We start from the raw sequence: 25,845 nt of genomic DNA, 5'->3' as shown, positions 1-25,845 counted from the left end.
GGATCGTTATCTTAATAATCGATTATTTCGATGAACCAAGGTGGTGCACAAGAAAAAAATAATGCCTGTTAATCGTGCAAGCTATTTAGGTAGGGTACGCTGTGCGTACCATTTCCAAACGCTTCCGTTTATCAGCAGTTCCCAAAGAGGTGCGCACAGCGTACCCTACCTTACTGGTGCTCATCCCAACGATATTCCCTAAATGGCGTAGTTTGTGCTAATTATTCGAGAATGAACGCTTTAAACATATTGCTTATTGAAAATGAAACGGCCGGCCGGTTATTGAAAAACATACTGGTTACGGAAGGTTATTCGGTCGTCGATACGGCAAAATCCAAATCGAACATTCAATCTTTGGTTATGGACGGCAGCTTTGACCTTGTCATTTTTAATATCGACAGCCCCAAGAAATATTTCCAGGATATTCACTATATTAGCCAACATCGGACGCTGCCGGTCATCATTTTTGCCGCCGATGAAACGGCCGATACCATCAACCAGATTGTTAAAGCCGGCGTCAGCGCCTATATCGTCAACGGCCTGGAAGCGGGCCGCATTAACAGCATTATCGCCATCGCCGTGGCGCGATTTAAAGAACAGCAGCGACTAAGAAGCGAACTGGAAAAAACAAAAGCCAAGCTCGAAGAGCGAAAACTGATAGACAGGGCAAAAGGCATCTTGATCAAAGCCCGCGGCTTTACCGAAGACGATGCCTATCACGCGCTGCGAAAACTGGCGATGGACAGGAATATTACGATCGGCGAAATGGCAAAAAACATTATCGCGATGGCCGAACTTCTTAAATAGCCCAGTTATGCTTATAACCGGTATTACGCATATGGATAATAAAAAAGCGTAGTCCACGAAAAACACGAAAGACACGAACATAGTGAAACCACATCGTTCCCACGCTGTTGTGGTTATCGTTATAGACAGCTCTACGCGGGTTGCCGTCATGGAACTGACGTGAGGCGAGAAGCCAACCACTGGCAGACCTTCCAGGTTTGCAAAACCTGGAAGGTCTAACCGGCAACATTCCAAACAGGCGGGGCATTTGGACACGACTGGCGAGAAAGCTACGGCTGATATTTTTTCGTGCCTTTCTTGCTTTTCGTGGACACTGCATAAATCAGGCAATAAAAATTCCCTAACTATCGAACAAACCAAAAGTCATCGGCACCCTGAAATTCAGCGTAACGTCTTGCGCATCGGTCGTCGTTCCTATGCCTAAGGATAAGTTGAAAGTCGTTCTTGGCGAGTATTTAAACGAATAACCGATTAAAAGTTGCCCAATATCCAGCGTACTGCCTTGAATGGTTTCGCCGTTAATTCGCGAGTTAAAGACATGTTTATGAGAGTAGCCCAAACTATACGACGAGCGTTCATTGATGCCGAAGCCCATGCCGAAACTTAATCCGACCGCTCCTCCCGGCTGAATCTTGCCGACGCTGGTACTGGTTTCCGCATTGTAGTTATAGCTAAGATTACCGAAAAAAACGGCTGGGTCCGTTGGGTAAAGCGCAGTGATGCTGGGTTGGAAGCTGAAATATCCGGCACCGGTCGGCAATTCGGTCGGGAACTTCGCACCGGGGACGCCTTGCGCTTGCACATATTCAATATCGAAAGGGCTTTTCCCGGTCGGCGCCGTTGCGACGATATTACCGACAAAAATCGGCCAGCCCCCGGTTCCGCTATTGAGTTGATAACGGCCGGCGAATTCAAGATCGCCTATATCGTTGCCGCTGGCATTAAAAGTTTCATCGGCGCCAGCGCCAATACTGACCGGTCGGGAACGTTGGGTGTCATGCCGGTATACGTACGGGACCCTGAACTCCAGTTCCAAGCGGTCGCTGACCCCGTAACGTGCTCCCAAGGTGCCTATCACACTGTGCCGTTTAACGGCGCGAAGATCGATAAGACCGATCGCAATGGCGGGCAGGTAGGTGAACGCATCGAGAAAAACCCTATCGTTACTGGTATAGGCATAGTAGAGCGACGGCTCAACCACGATATTGCCTTTCTTGGTTAACACGCCGCCTACGGTGTCGCTTAATCTGGGGATTTCCGGCGGTCTTGGTTTTTCCGCGGTTCCCGGGGGCGCCTGGCCGACAGGTTTAGACGGGAGTTTATTGGGCGATTCCGACGGCTCATTGTCGTTTTTCGCCACAACGATTTGAGGTTTATTGGCTGCTTGCTTGGCGGGTAGCTGTTTATTCTCCACCGACTGGTTGACTAAAGCATCGAGGCGTAATCTCAGTTGCTCCAGTTCCTTACCTTGCTCGGCGATGATCTGCCGTTGTATTTGAAACTCTTTCTGCTGCGCTTCAAGCAGCTTTTTATATTGTGCTACCGAATTGTTTTGCCTGCCCGGTTCCGCATAACTGTTATTTATAAAAAAAACGCAAAAAATAACCCCATTTAAAAGCCTGAATAGAAGAAATTTCCGGCTCCAGAATTTCATCCGCATATTATTTTATTTCCATTTTAGATAGTAAATTAACAGTAATTAAATCCCCTGCATTATTATTTTTAATGGAATTCAACTACCCAATTAATACGCATGAAGAGCTCGTTAATTGTTTTTGAATATACTTTTTATTAGCCGGACTCTATATAAGTAATCGAGCTAAAGTTTTCCGGTATTTTGGAGTGCAAACTCTGCTTGCAAAGCAGGCGAAGCTTCCGCTCCTGCTCACGCCCCTCGCCTGCACTCCAGCTTTTAACCTTAGCTGAGAACTTATGTTCAGATACTTAAATAAAACCCCGATAAAAACAGATATGCGCAAACAAATAAGCTATCCGTTAATGTTATATGCGATTAAGCCAATCCGGACAATTAGTATAATTACCTAGATGAACTATTAGTTTTTGAATTAATGTATATTCGGCAACATAAGATTATTAAAAATCATCCCGCTATTATTAAAATCGAAATTCTTTAAGTGGCTGACGGTTATATTAATACTATTAATCGTACTGATACTTTGGTTATCCAGGTTATTCTGGATAATAGAACCCAAACCCGCCGATCTTGACAGCTCCGAAGCTTGATTCAACTCCCCGTTCTGGAATAATGAGACATTGCCCGGCGTCTGGAAAAACGAGGACGACACGACTGCGCCATTCAACGAAGTGATCCTGTCCAAACTGAAATCAACGCTGACTCCGTTTGCAAGCACAAAACCGCCCCTGAGCCGATCCAATTCACTATCGGACACGCGCTCCCAGCCGCTAAATCGTTGAGGAGAAACAGTTGAGCTTTCACCCGCGAATAACTGGCAAGCAACCCCGCTCAAAATCGCGGTGCAAAGCCCTGACCTGATGAACTTTCCGCAAATAGAAAACGTACATACTTTCACGTTAAACACTCCGCTTAATTAAAAATCCCATCGTCCGGGTTGCCGCATATTGAATTTTCTCGTTCCCACGGACTCCGTGGGAATGCGCCAAGGCGCGCTGCGCCGCGAATCACGATCAGCGCCTGGCGTATACAGGACGCAGCGCGTCCTGCGCTCCATTCCCATTTATGCTCCAGAGAGTATGCGGCGCGTGGAAACGAGTGTGTTTATTTATGTTCGTTCCTTAGTTAAAAATCCCAACGCCCCGGTTGCAACATATTGAATTGGCCTAAACTGGACCGGTCGACAGCATTGCCTAACGGCGCTTTGACGCGAAGCGCCCACTCTTGCCGGTCTTGAAAATGTTTCGCCGCCACATCCTGCTTGTCATGGATTAAAAATAAAATGCGGTTTTCCCGCATTGCTTCAAACTCGTCGCGAGGCAGCGCCTTGACGCCTACGGCCGGATCGCCGACCAGGACTTCCTGATCATTAGCGCCTTTAATAATCACAAAATGCAGGTAGCCTTTATTATTGATGATCGTAATGGCCGGCACATTCGCGGCAATCAATTGGTTTAGACTGATCCTGAAGCCGTCGGAACGATACCCGCGTCTTTCCAGATAAAGTTTTATATCCAATAGCGAAAAACCTTGTTGCCGGATTTTCTGCTGGTCGCCATTTTGGTACATATCAATGAATACGCTTTGCTCATCCACCGCATCGTCATAGTGATAGGTCAGCAGACTGGCCAGCGTCGCGGAACCGCAACTAAAATCGTACTGTTGTTTGTATACGGTTTTGAACCGCCGCTCCAAATAACTCGTCACAGCAACGTTATAGTTACCGGCGCCGGCTATACCGTTAAAGTTCAGCGTGCCTGCACTGCTACAAAATGCGGGCAACAGCAGAACAATGCATTTAATAAAAAATCGCATCATGTTGGCGCTTCACCGTAGACAATTATCAAGGGATGATCGTGACGTTCACGATAGTCGAATCCTGGATAATCACATTGTTACCGCTGTTTTGAATAACGCTGGTAATGCCGCTGGCCTGCGTAAACGCACCATGATCGATAATGTTGTAGCCGGTCGCATTATTGTTTGCCTGGTTATCGCTGAGCGTGGCCCGGACATTCATGTTGTTGAGCGTTGTTATGTCGACGCCTTCGCGGCCCCGCATAGTGTCCAACTCATCCGGCAACACTGTTTCGGCCGAAGAAAAACCTAACTCATGCTGATCCTGGCCAAGATCAGCTTTTGCCGCCTGACTTTGCATGATAACGACCAGCAAAGTTAGAAAACCGCTCTTTAAAATCGTTCCCACAACACATTCTCCTTTTTATGATGATATGCAGTTAAACGCCGGCGAGAAATAACTCGCCGGCAAAAATCATCAACTACAAGCTTGCTAACTTCTGAAAGCTTAAGGAGCTACTGAGGGTTGGGTAACATTTACGTTGCCTTGGAAAGAAACTTGTTGCTGTGCCAAAGAATTATGGCCCAGGTTTTGAACGGCTTGGTTAATACCCGCGCTGCTATTGAAAGCATTATCCAAATTGTTACTGGCCGTATAAGTCGTTGTGCTATCCGGCACAGGGCTGCCGAAACTCACTGCCGCACCGGTTACAAAGCCTGACAAGGATGAATTATTGACTTTATAGTCAGTGGTAATATTGCCGCTCTTGGAAACCGCGGAAGCGATTCCAGTCGCTGACAATGAACTGTTATCGGCGTTATCGGTGTTGTTGGTAGCTGCATTACCGCCACCATTAGCCGCAGCCGATCCCAATCCATTTGCATTGGCTTGGCTATTGTCGGTCGTTGCGGATGCTGTACTACCGTTATTGGCAGCGGCAGAACCTTGAGCTGTCGCTGCCGCCAAGCTGTGATCGGAGCGGTCCGATGTCGCTGTACCGCCGTTATTGGCAGCGGCATCGGTCCCGGTAGCGCTGGAACGGTCTGAAGTAGCGGTACTACCGTTATTAGCCGCCGCATCGGTTGCCGTCGCTGTAGTTGTCGTTGCTACACTGCGATTGGAGCTATCGGAAGCGTGAATGCTGTTATCGGTAGTAGAACGGTTAGAGCTATCGGAGGTGTTAGTCGTTGTACTGGTAGTCGTAGTATCCGTAGTAGAGCGGTTGGAATTATCGGCGGTATTAGTGCTGGTATTGGTAGTGGAGCGGTTAGAACTATCGGAAGTACTGGTGTCCGTAGTGGAACTGTTGGAATTATCGGCGGTATTCGTACTGGTATTGGTAGTGTTAGTACTAATATCCGTAGTGGAACGGTCAGAGTTATCCGTATTCTGAGTACTGCTATCTGTAATCGCTCTATTAAAGCTATCGCTTATTTGAGTCGCAGGGTCAGCCCATGCACTGGAAGCCGAACCCAATGCAATAAGAATACTTGTAGCTAATATTTTTTTATTAAATTGTTTCATCGTTATTACTCCATGAATATATTTAAATTAAATACAACCAGACGTTGTTCAATAAAAATATCTGATGAGGATGTAACGGCTGTCTCTCCATGTTGACGAGCTAACCCAGCCATTACGATACCAGTATCCTTAAACGCTTCTTAAATTTCCATAAAGCCAATATCAACAAAAGATTAAAATCAGCAACATACTTTAATCACTTAACAAAACACATGTATCTTCGGAAGAACTACCCGAAATCTCAGGATATTTTCTTTCGCCTTTTCCACATCGGAATGCGATTTCCGGCCTATATCAATAGCTTGATATATCTAACATATTTCATTGCCCGCCCTGCTCAACTCAGCTTTAAACATCAAAACTGCCGCGCCGATTAAATACCCGATGTTAAACCCGGATAGCTCAAGAATTTGCCATTGAGAATGCAGGATGGTTGACAGCTAACATAACAAAGATCATTATATTAACGGTGTTAAGTTAATGAATAGCGTTTATGAGCATTTCCGAACGGCGTGAGCGGGACCGCCTGAAAATCCGCACTAAAATTCTCGATGCGGCGCGCGAGCTGTTTGCCGCCGAAGGCTACGATGCGGTAACAATGCGCCGCATCGCCGATACCATCGAATATTCCGCTACCACCATTTATCTGCACTTCAAGGACAAGGACGCGCTGATACGCGAACTGTGCCGGGTTGACGCGCTGTCGCTGGCGCAGGCTTTCCAAAGCGTGGCCGCCGAACCGGAGCCTTTGGAGCGTTTGCGCAAGATCGGCATGGCCTACGTCGCATTCGGCATCGAACATCCGAACCATTACCGGCTGATGTTTATGAGTAACCGGAAAAACGATGAGGCCGACCTGGCCGAAATGGGACACGGCAAGCCGGAAACCGACGGTTATGCGCTGTTGCTGAACACCTGCCGGGAAGCGATAGACCGGCAACTGCTGGCGCCTGAATTAACCGATCCCGACTTATTGGCGCAGGCTTTCTGGGCCGCCACTCATGGCGTCGTCGCGATTCATATCGCCTTGTACGGCGATCCCTGGATCGAATGGCGCAGCCTTGAGGAAACCGCCGAGCTGACCATAAACGCGATGATTAACGGGCTGAAACGATGAAGAACTCTAAACTTATAGGAACGGTGGTCTATCCGATGCTCATCGCCGCGACGGTCGCCGGCGCATTGCTGCTGTCGGCCTGTAACGAATCCACGACGGCCGAGCCGCAGCCCCGCCCGGTCAGGTTAATTACTGCGCAATACCGGCAAACCGCCACGACCGCCCGCTATTCCGGCGAAATCCGCGCCCGCCATGAAAGTCCGCTGGCTTTCCAGGTCGGCGGCAAACTGCTCAAGCGCTTGGTGGATGTAGGAACGTTGGTCAAGCAGGGCCAAATATTGGCAATCCTGGACCCGGCCGACGTCCGTCTCGACGAAGCCGGCGCAACGGCGCAAGTGGCGGCGGCGCAGGCAGAGCTGGACCTAGCCCGCAAGGATCTCGGCCATCTGCTTAATCTTCAGGAAAAGGGACTCGCCAGCCAGGCGGCTCTGGATAAACGCCGGGACCAAATGCATGCGGCCGAAGCCAGGGTCGCTGCGGCTCAAGCCTCGCAAGGAAGCTATTCCCGCAAATCCGGCTACGCCGAACTGCGGGCCGAGCACGCCGGCGTAATTACCGCCGTCGATGCCGAGCCCGGACAAATCGTCTCACCCGGCCAAAACATCGTCCGGCTGGCGCAAACAGACGAGAAGGAAGTCGTCGTCAGCGTTCCGGAAAATCATTTGCACGATTTGCAAGCGGCCTCCGCGGTCAAAGTCAATCTGTGGGCCAAACCCAAACGATTCTACGAAGCCAAGCTGCGCGAAGTCTCGCCGGGCGTAGATGCGGTGTTGCGCACCTATACCGCCAAGGTGTCGGTGCCGAACGCCGATGCAGCGGTGGCGCTGGGCATGACAGCCACCGTGCATGTACTGGCGAACGAGACGCAACCGGTGGCCTGGCTGCCGTTGACCGCGCTGACCCAGGATAACGGCCAACCGGCGGTATGGGTATTCGATCCGGCCACCGGGACCGTCCAGCCGCGCACCGTCAATCTGGCCGCTTACGACGATGAAAAAGCGAAAGTGCTCGGCGGCGTGAACGAAGGCGAACGCGTGGTGACCGCCGGCGTGCATAAACTGGTCGCAGGACAGAAGGTGCGCGTACTGGGAGAGCAACGATGAAGCAACTGAACCTGTCCGACTGGTCTTTACGCCATCAAGCCTTTGTCGCCTACCTGCTGGGCGTCGTCATGCTGGCGGGAACGATGGCCTATTTCAACCTGGGCCGGGCGGAAGACCCGGATTTCACGATCAAGACGATGATCGTCAGCGCCGAATGGCCCGGCGCGACCGCGCGGGAGATGGAGCTGCAAGTAACCGACCGCCTGGAAAAGAAATTACAGGAAACGCCGTGGCTGGATTTCGTGCAGAGCTATTCCGAGCCCGGCCACTGCCTGATCTTTGTCAACCTGAAGGATTATGCCCCGAATTCGGCGGTGCCGGACGCCTGGTACCAAGTGCATAAAAAGCTGAACGACATCGCCCATACTTTACCCGACGGCGTGCGCGGACCGTTTTTCAACGACGAGTTCGGAGACACCTACGGCACCATTTACGCATTCACGGCCGACGGCTTCACGCATGCCGAACTGAAAGACGCCGTCGACGACGTGCGCCAGGAACTGCTCAGGATTCCGAACGTTGCCAAAGTCGACCTGATCGGCGTGCAGCAGGAAAAAATTTACGTCGAAATATCGCACCGCAAACTGGCCAACCTGGGTATCGACCCGATGATCATGGTGCAAAGCCTGCGCCAGCAAAACGACATGAGTCCGGCCGGCAGCATCGATACGGCCAGCGACAAAATTTACTTGCGCGTCAGCGGCGACCTGAAGTCGGTCGATGCGATCCGCGAAATCGGCATCGAAGCCAACGGACGCCAATTCCGCCTGGGCGATATTGCCAAAGTTTATCGCGGCTACTCGGAACCGATGACGCCGAAGTTCCGCTATCGAGGCGAGGATGCGATCGGCCTTGCGGTATCGATGACCAAGGGCGGCGACATCCTGGCACTGGGAGAGAAACTGTCCGCCGAAATCGGCCGCCTGTCGGCGAACCTGCCGGTCGGCATCGATGTTCATCAAGTATCCGATCAACCGCGCGTGGTGCGGCATTCGGTCGATGAATTCATGAAAAGCCTCGGCGAAGCCGTGGTCATCGTGCTGGCCGTCAGTTTCCTGTCGCTGGGCTGGCGCACCGGACTGGTGGTGGCGCTATCCATTCCATTGGTGCTGGCGATCACTTTCCTGGTCATGAAACTGTTCGGCATCGACTTGCAACGCATCTCGCTCGGGGCGCTGATCATCTCGCTGGGACTGCTGGTAGACGATGCGATCATTTCGGTCGAAATGATGGTGGTGAAGATGGAGCAAGGTTGGGATAGAGTTAAGGCCGCCACCTTTGCCTATACCTCCACGGCTTTTCCGATGTTGACCGGCACGCTGGTCACGGTAGCCGCGTTCACTCCGGTGGGCTTTGCGAAATCGTCGGCCGGCGAATACTGCTTCACGATATTCGCGGTAGTCGGTATCTCGCTGCTGGCGTCCTGGCTGGTCGCGGTCATCTTCACGCCTTATATCGGCTATTTAATCCTGCCGGACATCAAAGGACAAGGCGTGCACGGCGAGGCCGAAGTCTACAATAGCGGCATCTATCCCCGCTTCCGGCGGCTGATAGCCGGCTGTCTGCAACATCGCCGTTGGGTGTTGACTGCGACAGCGCTGCTGTTCGTGCTGGCGATGGCGTCGTTCCGGCTGATCGAACAGCAGTTTTTTCCGTTTTCGGATCGGCCCGAAGTGCTGGTGGATTTGTGGCTGCCGCAGGGTGCTTCGATCCTTGCAACCGAGCAGGAAACCCATAAGGCCGAAGCTTTGCTGAAAGACGATCCTGACGTCGTCAACTATGTCAGTTATGTCGGCTCCGGTTCCCTGCGCTTTTATCTGCCGTTGGACCAACAGCAGGAGCATAACAACTTCGCCCAGATCGTCGTGCTGACCAAGGACCTGCAAGCGCGCGAGCGCCTGCTGGCCCGCTTGCGCACGGCTTTCGACAACGACTTTACGCGGTTGCGCGTCCGCCTGAACCGGTTGGAAAACGGTCCGCCGGTCGGCTTCCCTGTCCAGTTCCGGGTTTCCGGGCGCGACATCGCCCGGACCCGCCAGATTGCCGAGGAAGTTGCCAAAGTCATGCGCAACAATCCGCACACTCAGGACGTGCAATTGGATTGGGGCGAGCCGAGCAAGGCGGTACATCTGGAAGTAGACCAGGATAAGGCGCGGGTATTGGGCGTCAGTTCCCGGGATATTTCTTTCGTGCTGAACACGATGTTGTCGGGACTCGGCATCACCGATTACCGGGAAAACAACAAGCTGATCAAGGTGCTGGGGCGTAGCGAGCCCAGCGAACGCAATAATCCGGCATTAATCGAAGAAATCAATATTCATACCCGCAACGGCAAGGCGGTGCCGCTGAGCCAACTGGTGCATAGCGAATACGGTTTCGAGGAAGGCATCATCTGGCGGCGCGACCGCTTCCCGACTTTTACCGTGCGTAGCGACATCCGCGACAACACGCAGGCCCCGGTGGTGGCCGCGCAAATCGAACCGTTGCTGGAACCGTTGCGCACCAAGCTGCCGGACGGCTACCGGATCGAAGTGGGCGGCGCGGTGGAAAGCAGCCAGAAAGCCCAAGCCTCGATCAACGCGGTAATGCCGGTCATGCTGTTCGGCCTGGTCACGTTGCTGATGATGCAATTGCAAAGCCTGAAGCGGACCGCGATGGTGCTGCTAACGGCCCCGCTGGGCATGATCGGCGTGGCGGCCTTTCTGCTGCTGTTCCACATACCGTTCGGCTTCGTCGCGACCCTGGGCGTAATCGCGCTGGCCGGCATGATCATGCGCAACTCAGTGATTTTGGTCGACCAGATCGACCAGGACATCGCCGCCGGCGTTCGTCCGTGGGATGCGATCATTGAAGCCGCCGTGCGCCGGTTGCGGCCTATCCTGCTGACCGCCGCGGCCGCCATCCTGGCGATGATTCCGTTGACCGGCAGCGTGTTTTGGGGACCAATGGCGGTCGCGATCATGGGCGGTTTGCTGGTAGCGACGCTGTTAACGCCGCTGTTCGTGTCGGCGCTGTATGCGGCATGGTTTGGAATACGGGAGGAATAAAAATGGCTATCCATCGATTCGCTTCGGCAAGCTTGCCGATCCTGCTTTGCGCCTGCACGGTCGGCCCCGACTATCATCCGCCGCAACCGGCGATGCCGGCAAGCTGGCTCGAACCGGCGCCCAAAGCAGCCGCTGCCGATACCGACCTCGCCCAGTGGTGGCGGGGATTCAACGACGAGCGCTTGAACAAACTGATCGAGCGCGCGCTGCAAGGCAATCTCGACATCAAGGCGGCCAAGGCCCGCATCCAGGCCGCAAGAGCCCAGCGTAACGCGACCGACGCGGAGCGCTGGCCCAGCGTCAATGCTTCCAGCGCCTACCAACGCCAGCGGATTAGTCCGAATGCGCTGTTGGGCGCGCTGGGATCATTACAGAGCGGAAACCGGTCTTCGATGTTCGGCCCGATAGGCACGCCTTTTAACCTGTTTCAGGCTGGTTTCGACAGCGCCTGGGAGCTGGATTTATTCGGCGGCATCCGCCGTCAACAAGAAGCCGCCGAAGCCAATGCCGAAGCAATAAACGAGAGCCTGCGCGACGTTCAGGTCAGTCTTGCCGCCGAAACGGCTCGTGTCTATCTTGAACTTAGCGCCCACCAATGCCGATTGACGATTGCCGAAGACAACATCAAAAACCAGCGTGAGGTGCTACGCCTGGCCGAGGCCGGTTTCCAGGAAGGCATCGCGACCGCGCTGGATCTGCAACGGGCAAAAACGGAACTGGAGTCGACCGAGGCGGCTACCGCGCCTATCGCCGCACAAATCAAGAACGCCCGGCACGCGCTGGCGCTGCTGTCGGGCTTGCCGCCGGGAGGATTGGAAGCGGAGTTGGCGAACGTTTCGGCGGTAATTCCGAATCCCACCGCAATCCAGCCCGGCCTGCCGTCGGATTTGCTGCGCCGCCGTCCCGACATCCGCCAGGCGGAGCGCACGGCCGCAGCCGCGTCCGCGTCGATCGGCGCGGCGGTGGCCGAATTGTTTCCGAAACTGTCGCTGACCGGACAGGCCGGCTTTCAAAGCCAGGACTTGAGCAATTTCACGAATCTGTCCAGCGGTTTCTACGGTTTCGGCCCGCGCCTGTCGTTGCCGATTTTCCAGGCCGGGCGGCTGATGGCTAATATCGACGCTCAGGAAGCCCGGCACCAGGAAGCCTTGGCAGCCTATGACAAGACCGTGCTAACGGCGTTACGGGAAGTGGAAGATAATCTGGCCTTGCTTCAGGGAGAGCAAAGCCGGCGTCTGGCCTTGGAAAACGCCGAGCAATCGGCCCGCAAGGCCGCCGAAACCGCCGAAGCCTATTACGCGGAAGGCGAGGCCGACCTGCAAAGCGTGCTGGATACCCGCCGCGCCTGGCATGGCGCCCGCGAGCAATTGACGCAAAGCCGCTTGGCTTGGGCGACCGCGCATGTTGCGTTGTTCAAGGCCTTGGGCGGAGGGTGGTAATCGGGGCGTTCGTAGACCTTCCAGGTTTCTAAAACCTGGAAGGTCTGTCTATCGGTTAGCCGGTTTTGTTCAGCCAGCTTTTAATGACGGGCCAGGCGTGCATTAACCACTGTTCTTTTGCAAACACTCCTGCCCGCTTAACCTGCTTCGCCAACTCCTTAACGTAAAACCATACTCGATCCGCGATTGACGCTCCCGAATTATCGCGCCACTGTAAATAACGCGAACCGAAACCGTCGATGAATACCGGTTTAAAAAACCACATTTCCAGGATAGAAGTCGCCCACATAAAGATAAACGAAACCGCCATGCCCATGCCGGCAAGAATCACCAGCCATGCAAACATCGGATGAATTTTAGTCAGCCACCAGGACAAGATGTCGGCAATCAGGAACGCATAGGGCATGCCGATTGCGATGCATTTATATTGCGTTGTCGTGGTCTCGGCAAAACTGAAAATAAGCCCCACAAACATGAAAATAAAACTGATGCCGAACAGATGGATATGCGAAACGCGGATTAACGAGCTAAAGGTCGCGCCCGTGTCTTGCGATGTTAAGGCTTTGAGTTGCTCAAACTTGGTAAAATCGGGCAAGCCGCCGGCCGCGCTTTCGTTATGGCACATCACGCAACGGCTCTCGATTATCTTGTCGATGCCGTCATCTTTATAATCTTCAATAAGCGCGCCATCCCTGACCCACTCCATGATCTTAAAACGCTCCTGTTCCGGCGCCTTGTCTTTCATCGAACCGTTAAGTTTCTGCTCCAATACGGTGCCCGAACGGTTGCCGTAATAACTGTAAACAATATCGTCAACCGACAAGCCGAATTTGCCGTCCGCCATTCCGTGAGTAAACAATATCTGCACCAGCGCAAAAAAATAGCCGATGCCGACTGTGCATAGATAACCGGTGAACAATACCTTGATAGGCGTATCGTGATCTTTTAGAGGAGTATATTTCATTGCCATATGCCGATTGATAAGTTGTGTTTCAGGCTCAATCCGAGCCCATGATTTCACGACTAGTGTATAACGCTCCAGCCGATCAACAAACTTCAATATTATTGTTGCCGTTCCGGTTTTCGCTTATAGCGGCTGTTCAACAGCCCCAAATCGGCACTGGCGCAATAATAATCCGGGCTAATTCAATAAATATGTTCGCTAAGGCTCTCTAGTACGTTAACGGCAAGAATAAAATCAAAACCGGACGGCAAAATTCGGGCGCCGTAATTCACTAAGATGCAATTGATGTGGAAGTAAAGATGGAACACGGATAACGCAGATTTTTACGGATTGACACGGATAAAGCTGAGTTGAGCAGCTTGTCTGCTCAAACGAAACTTATGCCCTTTGGGTATAAGTACTGAACATAAGTGTCCAACTCGTGCTCAAAGCCGGAGTGCAGGCTCCGCCTGCTTTACAAGCGCCAACAGTAGGCGCTTTACGACTGCAAAGATGCAGGAGGTACGACCCCACGGATGGGGGAGTTAGAATCGCGTCAGGAACAGCGATCGAGAGCAACGCAGGGAGCAGTTGCCGAGGTGAAGCTTGCACGCCAAAATACCGGAAAACTTAGCGAGATGACTTAAGGACTTAGCCCCGTAAAAATCCGCGCCAATCCGTCGCATCCGTGTTCCGTTTTTAAAATCATAAGCATCCGCCATTATTTAGTCAGGCTCTTGCTTTAAACTGCTTACCAGCAGGAAGCCAAGCACCCAAACCAGCAAGCCGCCGGCAATGATCACCAATATTTTAGTCACCGGAACGCCGACCAAAAATGTCATACGCTGCTGCCGCTGATTGCCGGCCTCGTCTTTTAAGTTGACGGTAAGCCTGTAGACGCCGCGTTGCGCAATAGTTTGCGAAATTGAAGCAAGGCCCGTGTCGATAGGCTGTTCAGGTTGCCGTTTAATCACGGTAAACGCCTCGCCGGGATGCAACCATGAAGTCAACGCTGCCAACTCCAATTCGACCAGGTCCTTGCCCTTCCCTGCTTGCAACGGTTCAACGGCCAGCACTATTTGCCCTAGTTCGGGAAAAAAATGGCAAAAATGCTTGCCTTCCAATTCAGGCTGGAATTGATAACCGCTGATTCTCAGGCGCGTATCGCCGACTGTCAGGAAACAACTATTGTTGTGATCGACGCCGTTATGGGCCAATGCCGGCCGGTGAACCAACAAAATGAGGAGCGTGATAATCAGCAAGTACGCTCGATTTGGCTTGGTTGCTAAATGTTTCAAAATACTTTCCGCCAATGTAAAAAGATTAGTTTATCAATTTATCGCGTAGCTTATACCCCAAGGGCATAAGTTTCGTTTGAGCAGACAAGCTGCTCAACTCAGCTTTAAGCTCCGTCATTAAAATTTAATCGGGCCCGCAGGTTAACAATGCTAGAATTTTGGCTCAAAAACCGCATCTTTATTCCGTTATTTCTGGAGCATCGTCAATGGGACCTCATTACCTGAACCGTTTTTTCACCCCTAAATCCGTCGCTATCGTTGGTGCTTCCGAACGCGAGGCCAGCGTAGGCTACCGGCTGTTGCTGAACATGCAGGAAGCCGGTTTCAGCGGCGGGCTTTATCCGGTCAACAACAAGCGCGAAACTTTATTAGGCTTGAAAGCTTATCCCGACCTGGGTTCAGTTCCCGAAGAAATCGACCTGGTCGTGATTTCGACGCCGGCGCCCAGCGTTCCCGACGTGATGCGCCAATGCGGCGAAAAAGGCGTGACGTCCGTAATCATCATCAGCGCAGGCTTTGGCGAGCTGGGCGCGGAAGGCAAGCGACTGCAACAGGAAGTGCTGGACATCGCCCACCGCTACAGCATCCGTATCATCGGCCCGAACTGCCTGGGCGTTGCACGTCCCAGCGGCGAACTGAATGCCACCTTCGGCGACGGCACGATTAAGGACGGCAGCCTGGCGCTGCTGTCGCAATCCGGCGCGGTCTGCACGGCGATCCTGGATTGGGCCAAATCCCAGGACATCGGCTTTTCGACGGTCGTATCGATGGGCGGCGCGGCGGACATCGATTTCGGCGAAGTGCTGGATTATTTGGCGACCGACAGCAAGACCACCGGCATCTTGATGTACGTCGAAGGCATACGCGACGCCCGCCGTTTCTTGAGCGGCCTGAAAGCGGCGGCGCGGCTGAAACCGGTGATCCTAATCAAATCCGGCCGCCACGAAGCCGGTTGCAAGGCCGCGATGTCACATACCGGCGCGATGGTCGGCGGCGACAATGTCTTCGATGCGGCGATTGCCAGGGCCGGCGTCGTCCGCGTTTACAGCATCAACGAACTGTTTTCGGCGGCCCGCGTATTGGCGAACAATTACATCGTCAAAAAAGACCGCCTGGCGATTATCACCAATGCCGGCGGACCCGGCGTGATGAGTACCGACCGCGCCGAAGACGTCGGCGTGCAAATGGCTGAACTGTGCCCTGCGACCATAGACGCACTGAACGAAGTCCTGCCGGTCCACTGGTCCCATGCGAACCCTATCGATATTTTGGGCGATGCGACTTCCGAGCGTTACCAAAAAGCGCTGGAAATTTGCCTTAAAGATAAAAACGTCGACGGCATACTGGTAATACTGACGCCCCAGGCCATGACCAATCCGAAGCAAGTCGCCGAATGCATCATTGAAGGCGCCAAAAACAGCAAAAAACCGGTACTGGCGTCATGGACAGGCGGCGCGCGGGTTCAGGAAGGCCGCAATCTTTTCGCGAACAGTAAAGTCGCCCACTTCAGCACGCCCGAAATTGCTGTCGATGCGTTTTCGTTCCTGACCAGTTATACGCAAAATCAAATCCTGCTGAAACAAATCCCCTCGCCTAGCGATGAATTGGCAGCGCCCGATATTGCGGGCGCGCGGCTGATTGTCGAACGCGTGCTTGCGGAAGGCCGCCAGGTTTTAACCGCGCAAGAAGCCAAAGCGATTCTGGCCGCGTTCCATATTCCGGTTAACCAGACCATTAAGGTTTCGAATGCCAAAGATGCAATGATTGCGGCGGAAACGATGCGTTTTCCGGTCGTGTTAAAAGTCAATATGGCCGAATTCAGCCATAAGTCCGATATTGGCGGCGTGCGGCTTAATATCGGCAGCGTCCAGGAGATTTCGCATCATTACCAGGAAATGGAAACCGCCATCAAGCAAAGACATCCGGAAGTTAAAGAAGTCGGCATGACCGTCGAGCCGATGTACAAATCGCCCAGCGGCCGCGAATTGATGATAGGCGTGGTCAGGGACCCTGTATTCGGCCCTGCGATCAGCGTCGGCCTGGGCGGCACGATGGTCGAAATTTTGAAGGACAGCTCCGTCGCGCTGCCGCCGCTGAATGCGTATATGGTTGAACAAATGCTCGCCAAAACCAAAGCCTCTAAGTATCTGGGCGCATTCCGCCAGTTACCGGCCGCGAACAAACAAGCCCTGGTCGACGTGTTGCTGAATGTCTCCGCGATGGTCAGCGAATTGCCGGAAATTTTAGAACTGGATATTAACCCGCTGATTGTCGACGAACACGGCGTAATGGCCGTCGATGCGCGGATTAAAGCGGAAACGTCGCACCAGTTGACTTCCTATTCGCATATGGCTATCCATCCTTATCCGCACCACTTGATCCAGCATCACCAATTATCGAACGGCGCGAATATTACGATCAGGCCTATCCGCCCTGAAGATGCGGGCCTGGAAAAAGATTTCGTGCACCGCTTATCCGAACGCACTAAATATTTCCGCTTCATGCAAGCCTTGCAGGAACTGACGCCGGAGATGATCGTGCGCTTCACGCAAATCGACTACGACCGCGAAATGGCCTTTGTCGCGGTCACCGAAGACGAAAACCTGCCGAACGAATTGGGCGTAGGCCGCTATATGGCGAACCCGGACGGCCATTCGGTGGAATTTGCGCTGGTCGTTGCCGACGACTCCCAATGCATGGGCATAGGCACCCGGCTGATGAAAGCGCTACTGCAAACCGCCAAATCCAAAGGCATCGCGTTTTTTGAAGGCGAGGTGTTGGCGATTAACAAGCCGATGCTGTCTCTGGTTACCAAGCTGGGCTTCAGTATTGAAAGCATCGCCGGAGATAGCGAAGTGGTGCAGGTGGTTAAGGATTTAAGGCAGTGATTTAGTTTAGGAATAGAACACGGATGACACGGACTGGGCTGATTTATACGGATTTTTTAAATAACCGAAGCTTAAGTCCGTGTCATTTTTACTAAGCGTGGCAGGTTTGAAGTTTAGTTTTACTTGCTGTTCTCGGCCAACTTCTGCCCGTCGCGACTGTCCGCTTTGCAGCAGTGAATATAGCGGAGATTTCGAATAGCTCGGTACGGCCCTTGAGGGATTCACTCAAATCACAGGTAATATCTATGCCTAGTTGAGAAAGCCTTTTCTGAAAAATTTTGAACTTTTTAGAAACCAATACATCTAAATTAACATTTTCCAGAAACGACAAATCAAACTTTCTATTTGGATTTGTGAGTAAATGCTTTGATGTTAAGCCATTTAGATATTTATCCTTGCGAGCATACCTTAAAATTCGGCGTTCATATCGCCTATAGCAGCGATTCTCTAATTTCCTTAGCCGCTCTATATAAGCCATAGAATCAGATGAATCGTATTCGATGCTTGAAATGCTGAGATAAAGCGCAAAAGCTTCATTAGCCAAATTTTTAAGTATCTTTAAACTAAGCATCTAGTTAAATCGAAAAGTAGTTTAACTAGATTTTATTAAAAGTATGTGTCAGTTTTATTACTTGGCCAATGACCGGTATCGAGAAACTCAAATCCCCATATCCGAATGCATCAAAGAAGCGATTGCCGCCACGGTTCAATTTATTAACTGATCGCCCTGCGGGCCAGCCTTATCGGCTGTTCAAATTCGCTCCAGGCGAATTTGTGCTTCGCCTCGGCAACTGCTCCCTGCGTTGCTCTCGATCGCTGTTCCAGACGCGATTCTACCTCCTGCATCCGTCCAGTCGAGAAGAAAGTATCCAAAGACCAATCCGCCGGGAGGGCGCGAGTCAGCAGGCGGCAAACGGGATTTAGTCCATCCGTCGGCGCTCACCTTCCGCTCGTTCCCAGATGTAGGCCGGAATACTCACAGGGCACAAGTAAGGCCGCCCGACGGCAGCAAGGGCGGACGTTTCCGGCAACCGGAACTGGCGTTATGCGGAGAACAGTCCGATAGGCAGACCTTCCAGGTTTTACGACTGCCATGGATGGCGGAAGTGCTGGAGCTGCCGGGAGCGGCTCCAGTAAAAACCTGGAAGGTCTAACCGGCTGCAAGCGGCCAATCTACGGCTGATATTTTTCGTGCTTTTCGTGGACGGTGCGTAACATCAGTTATTAAAGTGGGGCACTACGTTAATCTTTTCATTTAAAACTGTAAGACGGTTTCATTTATTCTTCGACTGGACGTTTCCAAACAGTTTTTTATGACCGATTGACTGTTTGCCCGAGCGAAACTGTCCTACAATTTTAAGCCTAACGCTATCGACAATTTCAATATAAGAAGCACTACAATGACAATCAAAAAAGATTTAAAACAAGAAATCGATCAATCAGATGGCAATTGTTTGGACTTAGTGCTTCGCCTGTTACAGCAATCTCTCCATCAGCAACAATCAAAGCATGACCTGTTAAACTGTTCACGCCCGGTTAATTACGCAGACGCCGAAACCGGTGACGGTCTAGCATTTACAGGCATTGAAAATGCCGCAGTTTTCGGGAAACAATTAAGAAAATTCGCTTGGCAAAGAAACTACTATCTCTGATCATTTGTTCTGCGATTACACAACCTCGTACGCTAGCTTACCGGACTGAAACGCACGATAATGAGATCGATATATTCTTATTCGTTGAAGCTATATAAAATTTATCCTAATCAAAATGGCAATATACCTGGGACAACGCGAATATGAATTCACTGGCCTCTTTTATCAGTTGTATGCTTGCGGCGAACAGTCCATCATCCGGCTATCCGTTTTCTCAAATTAAGACTCGCTGATGAATAGCTTAAATAATACTGGCAGTAATATCGTGATTGTGGATGATCTAGCGAATAATCTTCGCGTTTTGAGCGAGATTCTGCAATCGGGAGGATATACCGTGCGCCCGGCGCTAAATGGGGAAATCGCCTTGAAGTCGATCAGGTCCAAATTACCCGACCTGATCTTGTTGGATGTTCGCATGCCGGGTATGGATGGATACGAAGTCTGCCGGCAGCTCAAGAGCGATCCCATGACTCGGGAAATTCCGGTTATTTTCATCAGCGCTTTAAACGACATTGAAGATAAATTGGCCGCGTTTAACGCCGGCGGTGCCGATTACATATCCAAGCCTTTCCAGATGGCCGAGGTGTTGGCGCGGGTCGCGACGCATACGGCTTTATTTAAGTCCCGCCAGGCGCTTAAAGCTCGCGAGGAATGTCTTCAGCGCAGCCTGCGTGATATGGAAGCAGCACATTTACGCTTGAAAGAAATGAGCAGCGAGCTACTGCAATCCGAGAAACTGGCGTCGATAGGGCTTTTAGCCGCCGGAGTTGCTCACGAAATTAACAACCCTATCGGTTTCATCAGCTCGGATCTCAATATCCTAAAAAGTTATGTCGGCTCCTTACTGCGCTTGATAGACGAATATGCCTTGCTGGAAACCAATGCGCCGGACGATATGCTAAAACGGATAGACGAAACCAAGCAGGAAATCGATTTACCGTTTTTGCGCCAGGATGTGATGGAATTGATAGGCGAGTCAATCGATGGGAGCGAGAGAGTGTGCAAAATTGTCCAGGATTTGCGCGATTTCTCGCACCCCGGAGACTCGGAATGGCGGCAAGTCAACCTGAATACGGCATTGGATAGCTCGTTAAACCTGGCCTGGAACGAAATTAACCACAAGGCGGAAGTCATCAAAGATTACGATGATGTGCCGATGGTCGAATGCCTGTACGATCAAATTAGCCAAGTATTCGTTAACCTGTTGGTTAATGCCGCTCAAGCAATAGGCGAAAAAGGACAAATCACGTTACGAACGCGTAGTGAGAATGAGTGGGTGACTGTCTCGGTTATCGATAACGGCTGCGGCATAGCATCCGAAAATACCGAAAAAATATTCGATCCGTTCTTTACCACTAGACCGGTCGGCAAAGGCACTGGCCTAGGACTATCGACGTCCTACGGCATTATTACCAAACATGGCGGCAGGATTGTTGTAGACAGTGCGGTAGAAAAAGGAGCCGCGTTTACAGTGTGGCTGCCTGTTAAACGTAGCGATTCAGCATAACTATAACGCCTGTAACATCAAGCAGGACGCGGCTTGCCCCCCAATTTCCAACGTTGCCGCGATGTCAGTACGCCATCCTGAAAAATCTCCGATACCCTATCAAACCCAGTAACAAAATAACCGCTCCGCCAATAACCGGCCTATCTCCCCACCTTGCATAAGGCGTCATGCCGCCCATCGGGATTATTGTTCCGGTCAGCGCGGTTTCCTGGAACAGCGGCGCTTGAGCGATGATTTCACCGTTCGGCGAAACGATTCCGGTCATACCGGTATTGGTGGATCGCAACAAAAAACGTCCGGTTTCGATCGCCCGCATTCTTGCCATTTGCATATGCTGATAAGGTTCTATCGAATCGCCGAACCAGCCGTCGTTGGTCACGTTGACCAGATAAGCGGCATCCGGCAAGCCTTGTGCGCTTAGCTCGCCAAATGCGTCTTCGTAACAGATCAAGGTTACGAAAGGATAACCGCCCGCTTTCAGCAACGGCTGGTTTATCACCCCCGGCGTGAAATTGCCGAGCTTTATATTGACCATGTCCAACACGAAACCCGATAAAGGCTGTAGCGGCAGGTATTCGCCAAAAGGCAGCAAGTGGATTTTGCGATACATGCCTTCCTCTTTGCCGATCGTGATTGCCGCATTGTATTTTTTATCCGGATCGGCATCGTGCACCGGCACGCTGACGATTAAATCGGTTTTGTGCTGCTTCGCGTCGTTGCCCAGCGGTACTAAAAAAGTATCGTTAACCTGATCCAAATAGGCCGGTATCGCGGTTTCCGGCCAGATGATGACGTTGGAATCCCAATACTGTTCTGTCATTCTTTTATATTTCAGCAGCGTGTTGATTTTATTTTCCGGCCGCCATTTTTGATCCTGCGCAATATTGCCTTGAATCATCGCTGCACGAATGGGCTCGCCAATCGGATATGTCCATGCGGTATTCCTCAACAGATCGCCCGCCCCCCACAGGACGGCAAGCAGCATGATTAACGGCGGAAGATTTTTTAAAGGCCCATCGCGATGAACTTCACGTAATGACGTACGGTAAGAATAATGGCTCAACAGTGAAATATCGCACCTTGCAGCTATTTGAAAAATTTCAACCGCAATCGAAGCGCTTAGCGCTGCAATGAAGCCGGTGCCGTAAACGCCGCATACCGGTATGTATCCTGCCAGAGGCGTTTCCAATTGCGAGTAGGCAATCTGGAACCAGGGGAAACCGTTCAACACCCAATAGCCTCGCAGGTATTCGACGAGTATCCAAACGACCGGCATCAATATGAATCGAAGTGCCCCGTTATTTATGGGCGTTATTTTTACCGAAAGATAGCCGGCCAACGCCGGGAACAATGCCAAAAAACCAGCGAATAATCCTGTTAACAAGCTCGAGCCCAATGCGCCGGCTCCGCCAAAATCGTGCATGCTGATATAAACCCAGGATACGCCCGAACCGAACGACCCCAAACCGAATAAATAGCCGCGCATCGCAGCGCGCTTGGCTGAAATGTCCTGCCAACAGGCAAACAAAAACGCCAACGCCAACAGCGCGAAGAAGGAATAATCGAAAGGAGCAAAAGCTAAAGCGAATAAAATCCCGGCAACCGGGGCGCAAAAATCCCAACACTTACTGTTTGAATGCGGCATGTTTGGTTTTCAAATGGATAAACAAAGGCTCACTGAAACTAACCGTCATCATATCAAAAACACCACGGGATAGTTTATGCTCTAAGCGCTTATTGTCTACGGCAAACATAAGTACAATTGCCTAATGATTGACAGCCCTTGCCAATCCTGTTTTTATGACGCCTTTCGCTTTCCTAGGCTGTTGGCAGGTCCGCGCATATTTTTCCGATTCGGCGCAACTCATGAAATCATCGTTATTCATTTTTATAATATTGTCGCTGTGTTCATTTAACGCCGTCGGCAAAAAACTCTACAAATTTCAGGACGAACAAGGCGTATGGCATTTTACCGACAAGCCCGCCGAGGCACTGCAAAAAGGCGACGAGCAAAAAGTTGAAGTCCGCCAGCTTAAAGTCACCCACAAACAATTAGTCTGGCTGTTGCAATCGGGTGAAGAGCGGCATCCGCAGTGCTATATTCGTAATGATTATGCGGGACCGATAGAAGTTGAAATCGATTTTTCCGAACGGGACAATGTCCAGGCGACGCCGGACCTGCCCAGACGCTTTGTTGTCCCTCCCGGAAAATCGGACTCGCTTTTCCAGGTAAATCCAGTCAATGAACATGAAGCATGGCGGCTTGGGCTTAAATACCGCTACATCGTCGGCAGGCCTTTACCTAATTACAGTTCCAATGCCGGCTATTTGCCGCCGATAGCGCCCGATGCATCGTTTAGAATTTCCCAAGCTTTCGGCGGCAGTTTCAGCCATACCGACGAACAAAACAAATACGCCGTCGATATCGTCATGCCGGTTGGCACCCCGGTTTATGCGGCTCGGTCGGGCATTGTGCTGGAAGCCGAGGATGATTTTTATAAAGGCGGCACGAATAAAGCCTACAGCACCGAAGCCAACAACATCAGGATCTTGCATGACGATGGCTCCATGGCGGTCTATGCACATTTGGAATTGGAGAAAGCCCAAGTTTATCCGGGCTTGGAGGTGGCGGCGGGGCAATTGATCGGTTATTCGGGCAATACCGGTTTTACCTCCGGCCCGCATTTGCATTTTGCGGTTCAGATTAACCGGGGCATGGAATTGGCCTCAGTGCCGTTTACGTTTATCAATCAAACCGGGCAAGCCGAGGAACCGTTGGTAAACACTTGGCTTAAAGGCGTTGCGCCTTCTCAGATGGGGCATGCTGTTAAATAAGATGTAGGGCGCGCCGTGCGCGCCTTCTCCGATATTTAAAATTGCTGCTATCTCTTTGGCGCGCACGGCGCGCCCTACTCGATTAACATTTGATTTGTTACTCACTTTCTTAAGTTGGCATGTATGAGTTGCAAACCATGTCCCGCTCAGGCCACTCTTTTGGCGATTTCAATGTCTTTACGCAATAAGTCGTTGACTAATGATTGCAAGCTTTCCTGTGTCGTTAAATTTTTTTCATTACGATACTGAATAACGTCCTTATCTAAATATATCGGTAATTGAACGTCTTCAACAGGCACATAAAATTTACCTTGTTCGGCATTAGAAAAATCATATTCTTCTTTCATTTTGTAAGCCTCTTCATATAAGTAGCGGTCTCGGTAGCCGTTGCTTTTCTGGCGAAAATAATTCTGACGACGTCATCATATCGAAAGGTATGAACAACTAACAGCATTTGTTCATTCAAGCTTTTACCCAATAAAAGCCAACGTTCTTCCGTTTCCGAATGTTCATCATCAGGCATGCTTAAGGCAAAAGGATCGGAAAACACATAGGCAGTACTGCTAAAATTAATACCGTGTTTACGAATATTTAGCTGGTTTTTATTTTCATCCCATGTGAATTTCATTTGTGTTTTTCAAGATGGCTTGTTTAGTAGAGGGTGGATCGTTTACCTTTTCGAGTTTCAGCTACATAGGAAATCTTGATTTTAAAATAAGTTTCCTGCTGGAATATTTTAGTGGAACTCAGAGTCTTCTGGTATTCATAAATGGAGCGCGATGCGCCCCCTACCGAGCATGGGAAAATTAGATAAGCCAATTGCGAAACATTGACATCATTCGAAATGACTCATAATGTCCATACGTTGATGAGGAATACCGATAATATCAATGCCGTTTTTTTTAATGGTATAGAAAATGATATGCCTTCCTTCCAGAAAACCGTAATAGCCGGATTTGATGTCGTTCCGTTGTTTACCAAGCTGTGGATTTTCCGCAAGCCACGAAAAACGGGATATCATTGAGCGGATGTATCTGTCCGCCTGATCCAGGCCCCATTTATGAAATGAATATAACCAGATTTGTTCCAGGTCATTTTCAGCCAGTTGCCTGATGCGGTAGCTTGACGTCATTTGACGTATTTTTCATGCAAAGCCGCAATAAAAGAATCGCCATCAAATTCCTCTGCTACCGGGCTGTTCTCTCCCGCTTGAAGCTTGATTCTTAATGCTTGAAGCTTAGTATCATCCTCTTCGAGTTTTCGAAGCCCGGCTCGAACAACTTCGCTGACGGACTGGAATCGTCCTTCCTTTATTTTCTCAACCACAAATCTGTCAAAATGCTCACCCAACGTGACTGATGTGTTTCTAGGCATATTATTGACCTCCCGCTAAATGTATTAAATATTAATACCCGAAATCAGGGAAGTCAAAATCTGCGCTTGGAGGCTTGCCCGGTAATAGACGCGTGTAAATCGGGTATCAGCTTTTCGTTGCCCGACAGGTACCTTATGATGAGGAAGTCTGGTGAAATCGGCAAATCGTTTTATATTAAAGACTGAAAATGTTGGGCATAATCAGCATGCCCAACCCGGCTAATACGTTGAATTTATTGTTCACATAAAAGGCATGAGACATTCTTGAGTGCTCGAGTAAATTTGCTCGTAAGAGACTTGCTTTACAAAATTGTTGTAGTCTCCAACGGCAGAATCATTCAATTTAATTTCGCATAGATTGTGGAATTTCCGATCGTCTGCTATTAATATGGCAATACGAGGTGATAATGCATAATAAAATTCAGTACTTGCCGGTATTTCCTTCCCGAATTGCTCGACGGCATGCGTATTGAAAAATAGGTTGATCTCCAGTGATGAAGTTGATACCCGACGCATTTTTCAATAGAACAATTTTATATTTTCTTTGAGAAAATAAGCTGAGTGCCATGCTGACAGCGTCAATGTTCCTCATGAGCGGCCATGAGTTGTTTATGTTTACTCCAAATTGTCGATCCATATCTTTGAACGCTAAGAAAACATTTTCCTGAATTCTCTTTGTCCTTACTAACTGCATGCATAAATAATAGGAGAATTCTGCGCGCCCACGATCATCCTCAAAGAACGATAGGTCTCCCGCCAAAATTTTTCTATAGAAGTTACGCATTGACCGCTGGTTAATATTGTGGATTGAGCTGGTCTTTGCCCGGCATAAAGCCGGTGATGAACGTGGCGATAACCT

General features: G+C 50.7%; 23 protein-coding genes. 9 read left to right on the top strand and 14 right to left on the bottom strand.

The window, feature by feature from the left end; all coding sequences use genetic code 11:
- Window positions 1–231 precede the first annotated feature (231 nt).
- Window positions 232–807: an ANTAR domain-containing response regulator gene (locus EKO24_RS09345; RefSeq protein ID WP_127030382.1), complete on the top strand. Its 576-nt coding sequence runs from the start codon at window positions 232–234 to the stop codon at window positions 805–807.
- A 340-nt stretch (window positions 808–1,147) separates the two neighbouring features.
- Here the strand turns inward: EKO24_RS09345 and EKO24_RS09340 are convergent, their stop codons facing one another.
- The 5 genes from EKO24_RS09340 to EKO24_RS09320 form a co-directional block, all read right to left on the bottom strand.
- Window positions 1,148–2,467 carry a transporter family protein gene (locus EKO24_RS09340; protein WP_127030383.1) on the bottom strand — a complete coding sequence of 440 codons (1,320 nt, stop codon included), beginning with the start codon at window positions 2,465–2,467 and terminating at the stop codon, window positions 1,148–1,150.
- 406 nt (window positions 2,468–2,873) lie between these two features.
- The gene (locus EKO24_RS09335; RefSeq protein WP_127030384.1) at window positions 2,874–3,359 is read right to left on the bottom strand and encodes a hypothetical protein; all 486 of its coding nucleotides are present in this window, start codon (window positions 3,357–3,359) and stop codon (window positions 2,874–2,876) included.
- 227 nt (window positions 3,360–3,586) lie between these two features.
- Window positions 3,587–4,279 carry a C39 family peptidase gene (locus EKO24_RS09330; RefSeq protein ID WP_206667245.1) on the bottom strand — a complete coding sequence of 231 codons (693 nt, stop codon included), beginning with the start codon at window positions 4,277–4,279 and terminating at the stop codon, window positions 3,587–3,589.
- A 25-nt stretch (window positions 4,280–4,304) separates the two neighbouring features.
- Window positions 4,305–4,667 carry a hypothetical protein gene (locus EKO24_RS09325; protein ID WP_127030385.1) on the bottom strand — a complete coding sequence of 121 codons (363 nt, stop codon included), beginning with the start codon at window positions 4,665–4,667 and terminating at the stop codon, window positions 4,305–4,307.
- A gap of 99 nt (window positions 4,668–4,766) precedes the next feature.
- Entirely contained in the window at window positions 4,767–5,783 is a 1,017-nt protein-coding gene (locus EKO24_RS09320; protein WP_127030386.1) for a hypothetical protein, read from the bottom strand.
- Between the two features lie 493 nt (window positions 5,784–6,276).
- Between EKO24_RS09320 and EKO24_RS09315 the strand changes: the two genes are divergently transcribed.
- The 4 genes from EKO24_RS09315 to EKO24_RS09300 are packed head-to-tail and all read left to right on the top strand — an operon-like array spanning window position 6,277 to window position 12,489.
- A complete protein-coding gene (locus tag EKO24_RS09315) occupies window positions 6,277–6,900 on the top strand; it encodes a TetR/AcrR family transcriptional regulator (protein ID WP_127030387.1) in 624 nt (207 codons plus the stop codon).
- Window positions 6,897–8,003 carry an efflux RND transporter periplasmic adaptor subunit gene (locus EKO24_RS09310; RefSeq protein WP_127030388.1) on the top strand — a complete coding sequence of 369 codons (1,107 nt, stop codon included), beginning with the start codon at window positions 6,897–6,899 and terminating at the stop codon, window positions 8,001–8,003. Before EKO24_RS09315 ends, EKO24_RS09310 begins: the two co-directional genes overlap by 4 nt.
- A complete protein-coding gene (locus EKO24_RS09305; protein ID WP_127030389.1) occupies window positions 8,000–11,050 on the top strand; it encodes an efflux RND transporter permease subunit in 3,051 nt (1,016 codons plus the stop codon). Before EKO24_RS09310 ends, EKO24_RS09305 begins: the two co-directional genes overlap by 4 nt.
- A 2-nt stretch (window positions 11,051–11,052) precedes the next feature.
- Window positions 11,053–12,489, top strand: a complete 1,437-nt coding sequence (locus EKO24_RS09300) for an efflux transporter outer membrane subunit (RefSeq protein WP_161990592.1) — start codon at window positions 11,053–11,055, stop codon at window positions 12,487–12,489.
- Window positions 12,490–12,544: 55 nt separating this feature from the next.
- Here EKO24_RS09300 and EKO24_RS09295 read toward each other — a convergent pair whose 3' ends face one another.
- Both EKO24_RS09295 and EKO24_RS09290 read right to left on the bottom strand, forming a co-directional pair.
- The gene (locus EKO24_RS09295) at window positions 12,545–13,459 is read right to left on the bottom strand and encodes a hypothetical protein (RefSeq protein WP_127030616.1); all 915 of its coding nucleotides are present in this window, start codon (window positions 13,457–13,459) and stop codon (window positions 12,545–12,547) included.
- Between the two features lie 698 nt (window positions 13,460–14,157).
- Complete coding sequence (locus EKO24_RS09290) at window positions 14,158–14,730, bottom strand: hypothetical protein (protein WP_241674451.1); 573 nt, start codon at window positions 14,728–14,730, stop codon at window positions 14,158–14,160.
- A gap of 206 nt (window positions 14,731–14,936) precedes the next feature.
- Here EKO24_RS09290 and EKO24_RS09285 point away from each other — a divergent pair, with 206 nt between their 5' ends.
- Window positions 14,937–17,618 (top strand): bifunctional acetate--CoA ligase family protein/GNAT family N-acetyltransferase, encoded by a 2,682-nt coding sequence (locus EKO24_RS09285; RefSeq protein ID WP_127030617.1) that lies wholly within the window; start codon window positions 14,937–14,939, stop codon window positions 17,616–17,618.
- 91 nt (window positions 17,619–17,709) lie between these two features.
- Here EKO24_RS09285 and EKO24_RS09280 read toward each other — a convergent pair whose 3' ends face one another.
- A complete protein-coding gene (locus EKO24_RS09280; protein WP_127030618.1) occupies window positions 17,710–18,162 on the bottom strand; it encodes a hypothetical protein in 453 nt (150 codons plus the stop codon).
- A gap of 856 nt (window positions 18,163–19,018) precedes the next feature.
- On the opposite strand from EKO24_RS09280, the gene EKO24_RS09275 reads away from it, so the two are divergent.
- Both EKO24_RS09275 and EKO24_RS09270 read left to right on the top strand, forming a co-directional pair.
- Window positions 19,019–19,270 (top strand): hypothetical protein, encoded by a 252-nt coding sequence (locus tag EKO24_RS09275; protein ID WP_127030620.1) that lies wholly within the window; start codon window positions 19,019–19,021, stop codon window positions 19,268–19,270.
- A 232-nt stretch (window positions 19,271–19,502) separates the two neighbouring features.
- On the top strand, window positions 19,503–20,777 hold the full coding sequence (locus EKO24_RS09270) for a response regulator (protein ID WP_127030621.1): 1,275 nt from the start codon (window positions 19,503–19,505) through the stop codon (window positions 20,775–20,777).
- A 64-nt stretch (window positions 20,778–20,841) separates the two neighbouring features.
- Here the strand turns inward: EKO24_RS09270 and lnt are convergent, their stop codons facing one another.
- Complete coding sequence (lnt, locus tag EKO24_RS09265) at window positions 20,842–22,422, bottom strand: apolipoprotein N-acyltransferase (RefSeq protein ID WP_127030622.1); 1,581 nt, start codon at window positions 22,420–22,422, stop codon at window positions 20,842–20,844.
- Window positions 22,423–22,643: 221 nt separating this feature from the next.
- Between lnt and EKO24_RS09260 the strand changes: the two genes are divergently transcribed.
- Entirely contained in the window at window positions 22,644–23,612 is a 969-nt protein-coding gene (locus EKO24_RS09260; RefSeq protein WP_127030623.1) for a peptidoglycan DD-metalloendopeptidase family protein, read from the top strand.
- 146 nt (window positions 23,613–23,758) lie between these two features.
- On the opposite strand, the gene EKO24_RS09255 is transcribed toward EKO24_RS09260, so the two are convergent.
- From EKO24_RS09255 to EKO24_RS09235, 5 genes are all read right to left on the bottom strand, one after another.
- On the bottom strand, window positions 23,759–23,959 hold the full coding sequence (locus tag EKO24_RS09255) for a hypothetical protein (protein ID WP_127030624.1): 201 nt from the start codon (window positions 23,957–23,959) through the stop codon (window positions 23,759–23,761).
- Window positions 23,956–24,240, bottom strand: a complete 285-nt coding sequence (locus EKO24_RS09250) for a BrnT family toxin (protein ID WP_127030625.1) — start codon at window positions 24,238–24,240, stop codon at window positions 23,956–23,958. The genes EKO24_RS09255 and EKO24_RS09250 overlap by 4 nt, the downstream gene beginning before the upstream one ends.
- Before the next feature lie 207 nt (window positions 24,241–24,447).
- Window positions 24,448–24,744: a type II toxin-antitoxin system RelE/ParE family toxin gene (locus EKO24_RS09245; RefSeq protein WP_127030626.1), complete on the bottom strand. Its 297-nt coding sequence runs from the start codon at window positions 24,742–24,744 to the stop codon at window positions 24,448–24,450.
- Window positions 24,741–24,986, bottom strand: a complete 246-nt coding sequence (locus EKO24_RS09240; protein WP_127030627.1) for a type II toxin-antitoxin system ParD family antitoxin — start codon at window positions 24,984–24,986, stop codon at window positions 24,741–24,743. Before EKO24_RS09240 ends, EKO24_RS09245 begins: the two co-directional genes overlap by 4 nt.
- A gap of 421 nt (window positions 24,987–25,407) precedes the next feature.
- Window positions 25,408–25,845 (bottom strand): hypothetical protein (locus EKO24_RS09235; RefSeq protein WP_206667244.1); only part of this gene is annotated, 438 nt, incomplete at its 5' end.

This window comes from Candidatus Methylobacter oryzae (assembly GCF_003994235.2).
Classification (GTDB): domain Bacteria; phylum Pseudomonadota; class Gammaproteobacteria; order Methylococcales; family Methylomonadaceae; genus Methylobacter_A; species Methylobacter_A oryzae.
This window is presented reverse-complemented; position numbering and strand designations above follow the sequence as displayed.

Bases quoted from the DNA above. Each gene is read 5' to 3' on its own strand.
- EKO24_RS09345 (WP_127030382.1), top strand. From the start codon at position 232: ATGAACGCTTTAAACATATTGCTTATTGAAAATGAAACGGCCGGCCGG.
- EKO24_RS09340 (WP_127030383.1), bottom strand. From the start codon at position 2,467: ATGCGGATGAAATTCTGGAGCCGGAAATTTCTTCTATTCAGGCTTTTA.
- EKO24_RS09330 (WP_206667245.1), bottom strand. From the start codon at position 4,279: ATGATGCGATTTTTTATTAAATGCATTGTTCTGCTGTTGCCCGCATTT.
- EKO24_RS09320 (WP_127030386.1), bottom strand. From the start codon at position 5,783: ATGAAACAATTTAATAAAAAAATATTAGCTACAAGTATTCTTATTGCA.
- EKO24_RS09315 (WP_127030387.1), top strand. From the start codon at position 6,277: ATGAGCATTTCCGAACGGCGTGAGCGGGACCGCCTGAAAATCCGCACT.
- EKO24_RS09310 (WP_127030388.1), top strand. From the start codon at position 6,897: ATGAAGAACTCTAAACTTATAGGAACGGTGGTCTATCCGATGCTCATC.
- EKO24_RS09305 (WP_127030389.1), top strand. From the start codon at position 8,000: ATGAAGCAACTGAACCTGTCCGACTGGTCTTTACGCCATCAAGCCTTT.
- EKO24_RS09300 (WP_161990592.1), top strand. From the start codon at position 11,053: ATGGCTATCCATCGATTCGCTTCGGCAAGCTTGCCGATCCTGCTTTGC.
- EKO24_RS09295 (WP_127030616.1), bottom strand. From the start codon at position 13,459: ATGGCAATGAAATATACTCCTCTAAAAGATCACGATACGCCTATCAAG.
- EKO24_RS09285 (WP_127030617.1), top strand. From the start codon at position 14,937: ATGGGACCTCATTACCTGAACCGTTTTTTCACCCCTAAATCCGTCGCT.
- EKO24_RS09275 (WP_127030620.1), top strand. From the start codon at position 19,019: ATGACAATCAAAAAAGATTTAAAACAAGAAATCGATCAATCAGATGGC.
- EKO24_RS09270 (WP_127030621.1), top strand. From the start codon at position 19,503: ATGAATAGCTTAAATAATACTGGCAGTAATATCGTGATTGTGGATGAT.
- lnt (WP_127030622.1), bottom strand. From the start codon at position 22,422: ATGCCGCATTCAAACAGTAAGTGTTGGGATTTTTGCGCCCCGGTTGCC.
- EKO24_RS09260 (WP_127030623.1), top strand. From the start codon at position 22,644: ATGAAATCATCGTTATTCATTTTTATAATATTGTCGCTGTGTTCATTT.
- EKO24_RS09255 (WP_127030624.1), bottom strand. From the start codon at position 23,959: ATGAAAGAAGAATATGATTTTTCTAATGCCGAACAAGGTAAATTTTAT.
- EKO24_RS09250 (WP_127030625.1), bottom strand. From the start codon at position 24,240: ATGAAATTCACATGGGATGAAAATAAAAACCAGCTAAATATTCGTAAA.
- EKO24_RS09245 (WP_127030626.1), bottom strand. From the start codon at position 24,744: ATGACGTCAAGCTACCGCATCAGGCAACTGGCTGAAAATGACCTGGAA.
- EKO24_RS09240 (WP_127030627.1), bottom strand. From the start codon at position 24,986: ATGCCTAGAAACACATCAGTCACGTTGGGTGAGCATTTTGACAGATTT.